The following is a 13304-nucleotide window of genomic DNA, read 5'->3' on the forward strand; positions in this document are numbered from 1 at the left end:
CAGCTTGGCTTCGGTGAACTTCATATCCTTTTCCCTGTACTGTCCGGCCGCGCCCCCTGCCCGCGCCGCTCTATCAGAGTTTGCCTTTATCCGTTAGCTGTTGGGTATGTTCGATAAAGGCGTCAAAGTCACTTTTCTGGCCCGCCAATGTTTCACGACGCCGGGTTTCGTACTGGTCGTATTCCGCCTCAGCCAGCTGTTTTGCCACGGCAGCCGATACTTTTTCACCATCCTGCAGAATCTCATGCTCGTTGAATTCAAGGAAGGCGTCCAGCTTGTTGGCCCAGTCCTGCATTGTCATCGGCCGCTGCCGGGCGGCCTGGCTCTCCGCATAGTCGAGATACATGGTGACGATACGGTTCAGTGCCGTGATCTCATCCTGAGTCAGGTAGTTCTTGGCGACGGACACATCCTTTTTGCTCACCCGGGCACCGGACCAGCTCCAGCTGGTGAGCCCCATATTGGGCTGGGTGCTGTCAGCCCGCTCTCGGATCAGTTCCGGCGCGGTATGCCCATGAATCGCCCAATGCAGCTTGTTCTGTACGGCCGCGAAGAAGCGCTGACTCAGTTGGGCGTTCTTGTTGTAGTCCACCGCTGTGGCATAGATATCGGTGATCTTCTGGTAGAAGCGCCGCTCCGATGCACGGATATCCCGAATCCGCGCCAGCAGCTCATCGAAGTAGTCCGCGCCCAGATCCCGATCAGGATTTTTCAGGCGCTCGTCATCCATGGCGAAGCCCTTGATCAGGTACTCTTTCAGCACCCGCGTGGCCCACTGGCGGAACTGAATACCCCGGTTGGACCGGACCCGATAACCCACCGCCAACACGGCATCCAGATTGTAATGGTCGAGCAGCCGCTCCACGTCTCGCGCGCCTTCCCGGGCAACTGTCCGGAATTTCCGGATAGTTGAATCCGGCTCCAGCTCGCCTTCATCGTAGATGTTGTTCAGGTGTTCACTGATGGTCTTTGGCGACTTTTCGAACAGCTCGGCGATCTGCCGTTGGGTCAGCCAGAGGGTGTCCTCCACCACCTTCAGTTGCAGCCGGATAGAGCCATCTTCAGAGGTGAATATCTCCATCGGCAAGGGGGCTTGGCGCATCGGGTTCTCCTTTTTTGATCGGCCTTCCCTGGCCGGTGCGTGGGTCCCGATGACTTTGCTCCGGGATGGCTGTTTCTTGTGTGTTTGGCTTAACTCAGCGTTGCTGCGATCTGCTGCTCGGCATCCGGGATCTGGAGCTCGCCGGTGATGAGTTTGGGTAGTAAATAATCACGTATTATGGCGAATGTCTGGTTCGAATCATTGTTCGACCTGACTCGTCAGAAAAGCGTTTCTGTAGTGGTCAAGTCATTTAGGACTCAAGACCCAAACACCTGCTTCAGCAGTTCGGTTGTCCGTGCCGCAGGCTGCTGACGTATCAAGCGTTCTTCCTCACCCAATCGAAGAAACAGCCCTTCAAGCGCCCGCGAAGTGACATGCTCATTCAGGTCTGGACTGAATCCCTGCAGCATTGGCAGATATGACTCGGCCTGTTGCACCAGTGCTTCATAGGCGAGGCTAACGCCGCTGGCAGACATGGCCTCGCTGATCAGCGGCTGCATACGCTGCTGTAGCCGGGTTGACGTTTTGTCACGAAAATACTCGGTTGCGGCGTTATCGCCACCGGAGTAAATACGTCGGGCATCTTCCAGTGTCATCTGTTCAAGTGTATCCAGAAACACGGGCGTGGCTTCACTGATTGCCTGCTCTGCGGCGCGGTTCATACTGCGCTCAAAGGTTTCCACGTAAGACTCAAGCCCGGCACGACGCAGCAGCCCGGCCCCGCTTTCGAGCATGCCCGGCAACGGTATCCGCACGTCGGGGCGGCCATAGTAGCCATCCGTTGCCGCAAGCTGGCCGATGGCACGCTCGCCACCCACTCGCAGGGCTTCTTTGAGTCCGCGTGCCAGAGTCGCTGTGTCCATACCCGCCGGCACTGCCGTTTCGCTTTGCTCTGAGCGGTTTTGCCCCTCCAGCAACTGCTGGCCTTGCTTGAGCAGGTCATCCCAGGCAGCCGTGGCTTGTGGCACAACCATGGCACTGGTCCAAAGGGTTATTGCCATTATGTGCACTGCATTGCGTCGTATCATTTTGGGTATCCCTGAATAGCGAATCTGCAGGCAGTATAGAGTAGTACGGATCAAGCTTCAGTCGTTCAACTTCACCGGATCGCCCAGTATGTTGATCTCGGTAACCAGCCGATCATCGCCCAGCAGGATGATCAGCGCCAGTAGTTCATCAATGCTTTCCACCGCCTCACCGCGCACAGCCAGTTCCGGAACAGCGGACATATCCAGCAACAGAAAGTCCGCTTCGGTATCCGGCCGCAGATTTCCTGCATATGACTCCAGCTGCAGCGCTCTTGCACCACCCAGGGTTGCCAGGTAGAAGGCATAAAGCGGATTCAATGGCTCGCCGCGCAGTTGTTGCACCCGTAACGCATCTGCCAGTGTTTTCAGTATTGAGCAACTCGGCCCAGCACCTACATCGGTCCCGACCGACAGGGAAACGCCCGCCTGCCGCAGGGCCTGCAACGGCATCAGTCCAGAGCCCAGCAGCAGGTTGGACGAGGGGCAATGTGCCACACTGGCGCCACTGGCACCCAAGCGCCGCTGTTCGGCGGCACTCAGATGGATGGCATGTGCGAACAGGCTGCGCGGGCGCAACAGTCTATAGTGATCATAGACATCCAGATATCCCTTGCACTCGGGAAAGAGTTGCTGGGCGCGGTCACATTCAGAGGGCGTTTCCGCAAGGTGGGTTTGCAGGTAAAGGTCGGAATGACCATCAAGACGGTCGCCACACCAGGCCAGCAAAGCTTCGGAACAGGCTGGCGCAAAGCGAGGGGTCAGTGCGTAGCTGAGCCGGTCAACCCCATGCCAGCGTGCGATCAGCTCATCGCTATGTTCACGTGCCTGCTCCAGAGGCTCACGCAGTTCAGTCGGTACCAGTCGATCCTGCAGTACCTTGCCACTGATCATGCGCAGTTTGTATCGCTGCGCCACTCGAAAAAAGGCATCCGCACTCCAGGGTTGCACTCCGGCGAATACCATTGCGGTTGTCGTACCGTTGCGCAGCAGCTCACGGATAAAGCGCTCTGCCATCGCCTCTGCCGTAACGGCATCATGGATGGCGGCCTCGGCGGGAAAGGCTCGTTTGGATAACCACTCAAACAACGCTCCGGCCGGGCTGGCCGCGATACTCAATTGTGGATAATGGGTGTGAGTATCGATCAGCCCAGGTATCAGGAGGCAGCCGCGACGATCTTCAATAACCTGCCCCGCAGGCAGCTGTGCCTGCAGCGCTTTATACTCCCCAAGCGCTTTGATCCTTCCCTGTTCGATCCAGAGCAGGCCGTCCTGCAGGTGCTCGATTGCTTGCTCACCCTGTTCGGCTGGACTGGCCAAACAGTGCAGGACAGTCGCACGGATCACGCGAGAGGATGTAGTCTGACTCATGGCACGCAACACCTTCAGTTCAGCTGGCTAACGTACACAGGGTATATCCTCCCAGCGCGTGGTGTAAGAGGGAGACAGCCGTTCCCGTTTCATCGCCCACCCGGTGCGCATGCCCTGCCCGGCAAAAAACACCTGCCCACGACCGCTTTGGTTGATGTGATCCAGCACCTGCATCAGCTCTCGACTGCCAGGGGACGCCGTCGGTGTATCAAACAGCTCGGGCTGGTAGCAGCCGGGTGCATGAAAATCTCCCAGCATAACGCCCGCTTTCATGTAGAGGTGATCATCGCGCCAGAGCTGACGCAGCAGCAGGACGGCTCGATTGATAATCACTCGACTGTCGTCATCGGGAATTGGCAGCTCGGCCGTGGCTGTATTGCTGTAAAAGGGTTCTCCCGGTCGAAAGGGGCTGGTACGGATAAAGACACTGACCACTTTGGCGAACTGGCCTTCCTGCCGCAGCTTTTCGGCGGCACGTGCTGCATAGGTGCAGACCGCCTGCTTCATCTCTTCAAATTGACTGATGCGCTGGCCGAATGAACGGCTGCAGATAATCTGCTGCTTCACCGCAGGCTGCTGCTCCAGTGACAGGCAGGACTCACCATTCAGTTCTCGGATGGTGCGCTCCAGCACCACCGAAAAGCGCTGGCGAGCCAACCGAGGAGGCATGGCCGCCAGGTCAGCTGCCGTTTGCACACCCTGCTCCTGCAGCTGTCGATTCAAGCGCCGCCCAACGCCCCACACATCACTGACCGGTACCCGCTGCAGCAGGCGTCGCTGGCGCTCGGGGCAGCTCAGATCGACGACTCCGCCTGTGGCCGGATACTGCTTGGCTGCATGATTGGCAAGCTTAGCCAAGGTCTTGGTCGGTGCAATGCCAACACCGGTGGCAATTCCTGTCCAGCGCAGGACCCGTTGGCGCATTTGCTGGCCAAATGTTTCAAGGCAATGAATATGATTAACGCCAGTGAGATCAAGAAAGGCCTCATCGATGGAATAAACCTCGACTGCCGGTGCCATGTCTTCAAGCACACTCATCACTCGGGCTGACATGTCGGCATACAGGGCATAATTGGAAGAGAAAACCGCCACCCCATAACGCCGGGCCAGTGCCTGAATCTGAAAAAACGGCACAGCCATACCAATTCCCAGCGCTTTGGCCTCAGGCGAACGTGCCACCACGCAGCCATCGTTGTTCGACAACACCACAACCGGAGAATGTTTAAGGTCAGGCCGGAATAGCTTCTCACAGGAGGCATAGAAGCTGTTACAGTCGACCAGTGCGAAGGTTTTGCTCATCCGCGCCTCATCTGTCTGACGACACCGACTACAACACCGAATATCTCCAACTCCTGCTCGGCTCTCACTTCAATGACCGGATAGCGACGGTTGCGCGGCAGCAGCCTGGGAGCAGGCTTCAGTTGCAACTCCTTGACCGTAAAATCGTTGTCGAGACTGGCTACAACCGTATCCCCACTGACAGCCTCCAGCGAACGATCCACCACCAAAATGTCCCCCGGACAGATACCGGCTTCAAGCATGGAGTCACCACGAACCCGAACAAAAAAAGTGGCGGCCGGACGCTGGACACACAATTGATTCAAATCCAGCACCTGCTCCACATAGTCCTGCGCAGGCGAGGGAAACCCGGCACAGACCGATTCCAGTTGCAGAGGAATCCACAGCGGCTGAAACACTCCACCCCGACCGATAATCACTGCTGACATAGCTGCTAACCCATTATTCTGTATTTATATACAGTATAATATCGTTCACCGGAGAGCTGTCCAGTGAAGATTCATGCACTTGTCATAACACCCTCTTGTGCAGCGCAGCAGACGTCACTATAATACTAATGTCTAACACACAAAGCTTGGGGAGTGTTGTTATGAAATTCAATCAATACACCGGTATTCCAAATGATGATCGCCGCATCCAGCAGGAGCTGATCGCCATGGGATATGCAGATCAGCCCTACAAGGCTGAGCCCGGCGCACTGTCGAAGCTGCTGTCTCAGACCGCAGAATTTCTGACCTGGATGCGCTGGAAGGGTGAAGTTGGCGTATACGGATGCCGTATCGGGGCAGACGCTGCCCGCCGGATGGAGGCAGTAACGGCTGCCTGATCCTGACACTTCGGTGTTTTTCCTTATCTGTTGTTTGTTGTTATTCCATCCGCTCCGGCTTGCCTGAGCGGATTTTTTTTGCCCGTCTATACTGCATTGACCTGCGACAGTATGCCGCAGGTTGTCAAAGCGCTACGTTGTGTATACTTTATAAGTAATATACTTATTATTAAAAGTAATAACGGAGGCGCAACCATGCACCCCTTTAAAGCTTCAGTACCTCAAAATCCCGGACGCCGCCGAATTCTGCAGATGGGGGCAGGCGCAACCGCTCTGTCTGCTCTGCCCTTCGGCTCAGCCTTTGCTCGTCAGGGCAGCAATGCACGCATCGTCATTCTTGGTGCTGGAGCTGCAGGCACCGCCATTGCCAATCGCCTCAACAACTCGCTTTCAGGCGCCAAAATCACCATCGCAGGTGAACGTCAACAACACCTGTACCAGCCCGGTTACACCCTGATCGCGTCAGGCCTCTGGCCCACTGACAAGGTCGCAACCAGTACCGCTGAATGGCTGCCATCCGGTGTCAGCTGGATTCCTTCTGATGTCAGCGAGTTCATGCCAGACCAACGCAAGGTCAAACTGACAAATGGTCAGGTACTGGAATATGACCTGCTGGTCATCGCCACTGGCTGCCAGTTGAACTACACCGATATTGAGGGCATGAGTACTGACCTTATCGGCCAAAAGGGTATCGGTAGCGTCTACGCCAGCCCTGCTGCGGCCAGTGCCACCAACATCCAGATCGAGTCACTGATCAGCAAAGGGTCGGGACGCGCCATTTTTACCCTCAGCAATACCGCCATCAAATGTGCTGGCGCCCCACTGAAAATGACGTTTACCACCCTGTCACGACTGGAGGATACCGGCAAGCGTGACCAATTCCAGGTGGACTTCTTTACTCCATTCCAGAACCGCGTGTTTTCAGTACCTGTATACAACGATTTCGTGCTGAACCGCTGGCAGGAGCAACAGGTCGGCCTCCACGATCAGCGCACGCTGGTCGGTATTGATGCGAGCAGCAAAACTGCATTGTTCTCGTCAGAAGATGGCCAGACAAAACGGGAATCCTATGACTTTATCCATGTCGTTCCTCCAATGAGCGCACCGGATGCAGTACGCCAGAGTGAACTGGCCTGGCAGGAAGGACCCATGGCCAATCAGTGGCTTGAGATTGACCAGTACAATCTGCAACACCGCCGCTACCCCGAGATTTTCGGTGTCGGCGATGTTATCGGCACTCCCTTCGGCAAAACGGCCGCCAGTGTGAAGAAACAGGCTCCCGTAGCAGAGGCAAATATTCTGTCCTATCTGGCGGGCCAGCCCCTGCTGGCGAAGTATGACGGCTACACCTCCTGCCCACTGATTACTTCAATTGGCCGTGCCGTGCTGGCCGAGTTCGGTTATGGCGGCGAACTGATGCCATCCTTCCCCTTCATCAGCCCGACCGAAGAGTCCTGGGCAGTGTGGGTAATGAAGGAAAAAATGCTGCAGCCGGCGTATTACGCCATGCTCAACGGACAGGTGTAGGAGGCAACAATGACTTTTGAAGGCGTCATCACGATTATTCTTTACTCGCTCAAGCCTTACTGGTGGTTATTGGTGCTTCTGCTGGTACCGCTGGTACTGACTCAGCTGTCAGGCTGGAAAAAGCATGGACCAAGACCCGGCTTCCTATACTTGCTGTGTGTCGTTGTAGGCATTGGAGCTGCACTGGTGGCCCCCGCACTGACAATGTCAAAACTGAGCTATGTTGCGACAACAACCGATTGGCTGTCGCTGCTGGCCGTTGCTGTCGGGGCAGCCATTTACTGCTTCCTTCTGCTCAGCCCGGTACTGCGCCGAGCCTCCTGAAAACGATCGGCTTGAAACTACCCGGAATCCATCCGGGTGGTTTCTGCGTACCCCAGACTGAGTAATTGTCGATGAGGTATGCATGTCATCCCCCTGCCTGCGCCTGATTCTGGGCGACCAGCTAACACCGAACATCTCCAGTCTCAGGGATATGGCCCCTGAGCAGGATATGATTCTAATGTGTGAACTGGCCACTGAAGCCACCTATGTTCACCACCACAAGCAGAAGCTGGTATTGGTGTTGTCTGCCATGCGTCACTTTGCCCGTGAGTTGCGCCTGCTGGGCTTCAAGGTGCATTACGTTACGCTGGATGCACAGGACAACAGCGGCAGCTTCTTCAGCGAAATTGAATCCGTACTGGCTCGCTCAGGCTGCCGACATGTAGCACTGACGGAACCGGCCGAGTATCGCCTGCAGGATCAGTTCCGACATTGGCAGCAGCAGCACCCGCAATGGCAGATTGATATTCGCGAGGATGATCGTTTTCTCTGCAGCCATGATAACTTCCGACGCTGGGCTCAAGACCGCAAGCAGCTGCGAATGGAGTATTTCTATCGACAGTTACGCCAGGAATACGGCATTTTGATGGAACAGGGCCAACCGGCTGGCGGGCAATGGAATTTTGACCGGGAAAACCGCAAGCCGCTGCCGGCCAATAGGGTCATGCCGACACAGCCTCAGTTCATGCCTGATGAGATCACGCTGGATGTCATCAAGCTTGTTGAAAGTCGCTTCGGGCAGCACTTCGGGTCTCTTGAGTCGTTCAACCATGCCGTCACACGGGAACAGGCCCTGCTGCAACTATCACATTTTCTGGACAGCTCACTCCCCCTGTTTGGCGACTACCAGGATGCCATGCGTCAAGACGAGCCCTGGCTGTACCACTCTCTGCTCAGCACCAGCATCAACCTGGGATTACTCCATCCACTGGAAGTGATTCAGGCGGCACAGGAGCGATGGCAGCAGGGGCAGGCTCCCTTGAATGCCGTGGAAGGTTTCATTCGCCAGATTATGGGTTGGCGTGAGTATGTTCGGGGCTTGTACTGGCTACATATGCCCGAATATGCCAGCCGCAATTACCTGAATGCCTACCGCTCGTTGCCCTCGTTTTTCTGGAGTGCCGACACCGATTTGAACTGTTTGCAGCAGTGCATTTCACAAACACGTGACTACGCCTACGCACACCATATTCAGCGTTTGATGGTGATCGGCAATTTCGCTCTGCTCGCCGGACTTGACCCAGAGCAGGTCAGCCACTGGTATCTGGAAGTCTATGCCGATGCCTACGAGTGGGTTGAGTTGCCGAACGTACTGGGCATGGTACTTTTTGCGGACGGTGGCGAGATGGCCAGCAAGCCCTATGCTGCAAGCGGCGCCTACATCAACCGCATGTCGAATTACTGCAAACACTGTCGCTATGACGTACGCCGCAAGTCCGGACCCGATGCCTGCCCATTCAACTACCTGTATTGGGACTTTATGGCGAGGCATGAGTCATTGCTGAGCCAAAATCCGCGACTTGGACTGACCTACCGGCAGCTGCACAAAATGGATGAAGAGCAACAACAGGTGCTGAAGCAAAGTGCCCGCATATTTCTGAAGTCGCTCGATCAGACAGACTAGCGCAGCAGCACCCCTAGAGAGCCTTCCGGCAGTTCGGACAACGGCATGCGACGGAAGGTTTTCAATTGGCTTTGACGCAGTTTTTCCACCGCTTCAAGTGGCAGGCGGTCTGTCAGACGCAGGTAGCGATCCACCATTTTGAGGCGCTCGTCTCGTTTGGCTTCCTGATCCCGCGCAACCTCAAGAAACAGCTGTGCCAGATTAAGCAGGGCCGGCACATTGCCGGGATCATATTCGATGGCAAGACCAAAATAGCGGATCGCCTGAGAGCCCTTGCCGGCCAGGTAGTGTTTGACCCCAAGCCGATTGACCTTGTCGCTCATTTCCGGGTCTCGACGAACCTGACGAGGCGCCTCTCTGGCCGAATCGTGCTCTGGTTCCGGTTCCAGCACAGGTACCGGATCGCCCGACAGGGTCAGACGCTCGCGTTCAAGCTGCAAAGGCTGACTGAGAGCAGCATTTCGGCGCTGGGCCTCCTCACTCAACCGCCGAGCCTCTTCCTGATCGCCCATATCCTCGCTTGCCTGAGCCCGCAACAGGGCTGTTCTGACCTTCAGCGCAGGATCCTTGGAAAAGTTGTATTCGGCATTGTTCAGAATGGAGTCCATATCATTGCGCAGCTCGATCTGGCGCCGCGAATCTGCACTTTTCATTTCGAGCCGCCTGATGTTCGCCAACCGCAGGTAGGGCTCCGGTGAGCGGTAGCAGCTACGCCGACCCAGCACGATCGATTTTCGGTAAGCACCTTCGGCCAGTTCAAGCACACGAGTCTGGGTCGCAACCCGCCCTAGTTCCATCTGCCGAGGAATACCCAGCGGAGCCTTGGCGGTCGCAACTTTAAGTGTCTCTCGCGCCTGTTCCAGATCACCGTTCTTTTCATGCACTTGAGCGCGCAGATCATATGCCGCGATCAGCAGTGGATAACTCTCGATCAAACTGTCGAGTAAATCTCCTGCTTCACTCAGCCTCTGCATTCCGATTAATGCCTGCGCCATGCACAGCCCCGTATCCTTGTCGGGATCTTGCCAGAAAATCGGTTCAAGCACCTCATAGGCCTCATCCGCTCGACCCAGCTGAGTCAAGAGGTTGGCTTTGATACGACGTGCATAATCAATGTTGGGATCATGCCGAGGGATGTCATCGCAGGCCAGGACAGCACCCTCAAGATCACCCACCTCAATCGACTGCTCTACCGGCCTCAGCATCTGTTTGCGCAGCACCAGCTGGTCGAGCCGACTCTTGAGTTCATCAATGGAAAAAGGGCGTGTCAGCAGGTCATCAGGCCGACTGTCGATGGCGTGAAGCACCACCTCCTGTGAGGCATCACTGGTCATGAAGATCCAGCCAGCTGTAGGACGGATATAACCGAGAAAGCGAGCTTCCTCAAGCAGCTGCATACCCGTCACGGCGTCACTGCTGTTATGACCAAGCAGGATAATATCGAATTGTTCCTCCTCGATCAGCTGCAACACTTTTTCGTTCACGGTGGTTGCTTTCAGGTTTCTGACGCCAAGCTCACGCAGCATGTAGTAGATCGTAGAGCGCAGGTTACCGCTGCTGTCGATCAGCAAAACGTTCTTGTCGGAGTAATCTACCTTGCGTGAAGCCACCGTGGCCTATCCACCCTATGCCAAACACTGTGTACCGACACACAAGGGCCGGCAATCAGCAATGAGTATACAGGGCATGGGCACACGCAAGAAGTATTCACGCAATGAGGAGGGGGATAAAAAAACACCGAGCGTTGGGTGAGAACACTCGGTGCAGAAGACAGTTCTATGCTGTGTGGACACTATAAAGAACCTGATGGCGGCACGGCATGACAACGATCAATAGTTGGGTTAACCGCATGATAAAGACCGTCTTAAGACCAAGGCCTAAGCCTCTCGGGACGCCTTTTCCTCTAGAATGTTGACAGTAGAGGAGTATGCTAAAGCCATGACAACAGCATTTATCACCCACAAGGACTGCATGCTGCACAATATGGGGCCGGAACACCCGGAGAGCCCCGTGCGGCTGGTTGCCATTAACAAGGTACTGCAACGCACCGGGTTGCTGGATCAGCTGGATCAGCTGACCGCTGTTGAGGTAACTGAAGAGCAGATATTACTCGCACACCACCACCTGCACCAGAAGCGGCTGGAAATGAAAGTTCCGGACTCGGGCGTGGTCTATACCGATGACGATACGGCCCTGTGTCCAGATTCTCTGAAGGCGGCAAGCCTGGCTGCCGGTGGCGTCATTCTTGCGACCAATCGCGTCCTGAGCGGTAAGGCCGAAAACGCATTTTGTGCGGTCCGCCCGCCGGGCCATCACGCCGAATACAATCTGGCCATGGGCTTCTGCTTCTATAACAACATTGCCATCGGCGCTGCCCACTCACTGCAGCAAGCAGGCATAGAACGAGTGGCCATTCTCGATTTCGACGTACATCACTGCAACGGTACTGTCGATATTTTCAAAGACCGCCCGGAAGTGCTGGTCTGTTCGACGTTCCAGCACCCCTACTACCCGGAGCGCTATCACGAAATCGATCGAGCCAACATCATCAACTGCCCAATACCGGCTCACAGCGATCCAAGTCTGTTTCATGATGCCATTGAAAAGTGCTGGCTGCCGGCACTTGAGGCGCACAAGCCCGACATGATCTTTATCTCGGCAGGCTTTGATGCCCACAAGGAAGACCCGATGGCAGACCTGAATCTGGATGAAGAGGATTACCGCTGGGTCACTCAGAAAATAAAAGCGTTTGCCGACCGCCACTGTCAGGGCCGAATCGTGTCTGTTCTTGAGGGCGGATATAACCCGGTGCCGCTGGCCTTCAGTGTACAGGCACACCTGGAAGTACTGGCCGGATTTTCAGAAGGCTGACGCAAGACGCGACACTCGCACAAACGAAAAATGCTGCCGATGGGCCACTGCTGTCCCATAAATGGCAGCAAATGAGAAAGCCTGAATCCAAGTGAGTAAAATGAGAGTGCGACCAAACACTCTACTCACAAAGGATTCAGGCTTTGTCTCATCATAACACCGCGTTTCATCAGTTGCTCCAGCCTTTGTCCAGACACGATTTTGAGCGAACGGCTCGTGAGCATCATGTGGGGCAAAAGCTCCGTTCAGCTTCACGCTGGGATCAGTTCATTGGCATTGCGATGTCCCAGATTTCTGGCCGACAAAGTCTTCGCGACATCGAGTCTAGCCTCGCCAGTCAGCGGCATAAACTCTACCACCTCGGAGCCAAGCCGATTGCTCGCTCAACCCTCGCCCGCCTCAATGAGCAGCAGCCTGCCGAGCTCTATGAGGCCATCTTTTATAAGCTTTTGCAGCGCTGTTCTGTGCGTTCAAATGCGCATAAATTTCGCTTCAAAAATCCACTTTATTCACTCGATGCCAGCACCATCGATCTGTCATTGAATATTTTCCCCTGGGCAAAAATCCATCAGTCAAAAGCTGGTGTAAAGCTGCATACTGGCCTGAACAACGCCAGCTTAATTCCCGAGTTCGTTGCGCTCAGTGATGGACGGGAAGGCGATTTGATTCAGGGGCGCCAGTTCACCTTTCCGGCAGGCAGTATCGTGGCTTTTGATAAGGGCTATGTTGATTACCGCTGGTATGGAGAGCTAACAAAACAAAAGGTTAGCTTTGTCACGCGACTGAGACCCAAAGCTGTTTATCAGGTGCAGAAATCGAATCCAGTACGTGCCGAGACGTCGGTTGAGTACGATCAAGTGATTGAGTTGAGCAGTCAGCACGCGCAAAAACAGGGCGCACCCACGCTTCGATTGGTGGGGTATAACTGCCCGGAAAGCGGTAAACACTTCCGCTTTATCACCAACAACTTCAAGCTGGCCGCGACGACAATTGCGTCGATCTATAAGGATCGTTGGCAGGTGGAACTCTTCTTCAAAGCACTCAAGCAAAACCTGAAGATAAAGGCGTTTTTAGGTAACAGTAAGAATGCTGTGCTGACGCAGATCTGGATCGCCATGATCTGCTATCTACTGCTCTCGTTTGCTCGCCACAGCGCCCGGCAAGGCTGGAGCGTACAACGCATAATGCGAACACTTCAGGTGAGCTTGTTCGAACGCATACCCCTTTGGGCGCTACTTAATCCTCCTTCACTAAAGCCAGAAAAAAGGGACCCTCAAATGAGGATCCCTTTATGATCAAAAACTATGGGACAGCAGTGGCCGATGGGCAGCCTTT

The 13304-nt window shown here is 55.2% G+C and carries 12 protein-coding genes; 6 read left to right on the plus strand and 6 right to left on the minus strand.

Features of this window, described 5'->3' with window-relative positions:
* Window positions 1–73: 73 nt before the first annotated feature.
* From CFI10_RS15645 to CFI10_RS15665, 5 genes are all read right to left on the minus strand, one after another.
* Window positions 74–1102, minus strand: coding sequence for a virulence RhuM family protein (locus CFI10_RS15645; protein ID WP_206836166.1), 1029 nt, complete (start codon window positions 1100–1102; stop codon window positions 74–76).
* 257 nt (window positions 1103–1359) lie between these two features.
* Complete coding sequence (locus CFI10_RS15650) at window positions 1360–2103, minus strand: DUF4197 domain-containing protein (RefSeq protein WP_206836169.1); 744 nt, start codon at window positions 2101–2103, stop codon at window positions 1360–1362.
* 84 nt (window positions 2104–2187) lie between these two features.
* Window positions 2188–3498, minus strand: coding sequence for a guanine deaminase (gene guaD / locus CFI10_RS15655; RefSeq protein WP_206836171.1), 1311 nt, complete (start codon window positions 3496–3498; stop codon window positions 2188–2190).
* 27 nt (window positions 3499–3525) lie between these two features.
* Window positions 3526–4797, minus strand: a complete 1272-nt coding sequence (gene umuC, locus CFI10_RS15660; RefSeq protein ID WP_206836174.1) for a translesion error-prone DNA polymerase V subunit UmuC — start codon at window positions 4795–4797, stop codon at window positions 3526–3528.
* A complete protein-coding gene (locus CFI10_RS15665; RefSeq protein ID WP_206836178.1) occupies window positions 4794–5225 on the minus strand; it encodes a LexA family protein in 432 nt (143 codons plus the stop codon). Before CFI10_RS15665 ends, umuC begins: the two co-directional genes overlap by 4 nt.
* Window positions 5226–5386: 161 nt before the next feature.
* On the opposite strand from CFI10_RS15665, the gene CFI10_RS15670 reads away from it, so the two are divergent.
* From CFI10_RS15670 to CFI10_RS15685, 4 genes are all read left to right on the plus strand, one after another.
* On the plus strand, window positions 5387–5623 hold the full coding sequence (locus CFI10_RS15670) for a hypothetical protein (RefSeq protein ID WP_206836180.1): 237 nt from the start codon (window positions 5387–5389) through the stop codon (window positions 5621–5623).
* Between the two features lie 195 nt (window positions 5624–5818).
* Window positions 5819–7150, plus strand: coding sequence for an FAD-dependent oxidoreductase (locus CFI10_RS15675; protein WP_206836183.1), 1332 nt, complete (start codon window positions 5819–5821; stop codon window positions 7148–7150).
* Window positions 7151–7159: 9 nt separating this feature from the next.
* The gene (locus CFI10_RS15680) at window positions 7160–7474 is read left to right on the plus strand and encodes a hypothetical protein (RefSeq protein WP_091828120.1); all 315 of its coding nucleotides are present in this window, start codon (window positions 7160–7162) and stop codon (window positions 7472–7474) included.
* Window positions 7475–7556: 82 nt separating this feature from the next.
* A complete protein-coding gene (locus CFI10_RS15685; RefSeq protein WP_206836187.1) occupies window positions 7557–9098 on the plus strand; it encodes a cryptochrome/photolyase family protein in 1542 nt (513 codons plus the stop codon).
* On the opposite strand, the gene CFI10_RS15690 is transcribed toward CFI10_RS15685, so the two are convergent.
* Window positions 9095–10708 (minus strand): response regulator, encoded by a 1614-nt coding sequence (locus CFI10_RS15690; protein WP_206836189.1) that lies wholly within the window; start codon window positions 10706–10708, stop codon window positions 9095–9097. The genes CFI10_RS15685 and CFI10_RS15690 overlap by 4 nt on opposite strands.
* 328 nt (window positions 10709–11036) lie before the next feature.
* Between CFI10_RS15690 and CFI10_RS15695 the strand changes: the two genes are divergently transcribed.
* Together CFI10_RS15695 and CFI10_RS15700 are read left to right on the plus strand one after the other, a co-directional pair.
* Entirely contained in the window at window positions 11037–11969 is a 933-nt protein-coding gene (locus CFI10_RS15695; RefSeq protein ID WP_206836192.1) for a histone deacetylase family protein, read from the plus strand.
* Between the two features lie 143 nt (window positions 11970–12112).
* A complete protein-coding gene (locus CFI10_RS15700; RefSeq protein WP_206836194.1) occupies window positions 12113–13264 on the plus strand; it encodes an IS4 family transposase in 1152 nt (383 codons plus the stop codon).
* The last annotated feature ends 40 nt before the right edge of the window (window positions 13265–13304 follow it).

The organism is Marinobacterium iners, from assembly GCF_017310015.1.
GTDB lineage: Bacteria > Pseudomonadota > Gammaproteobacteria > Pseudomonadales > Balneatricaceae > Marinobacterium > Marinobacterium iners.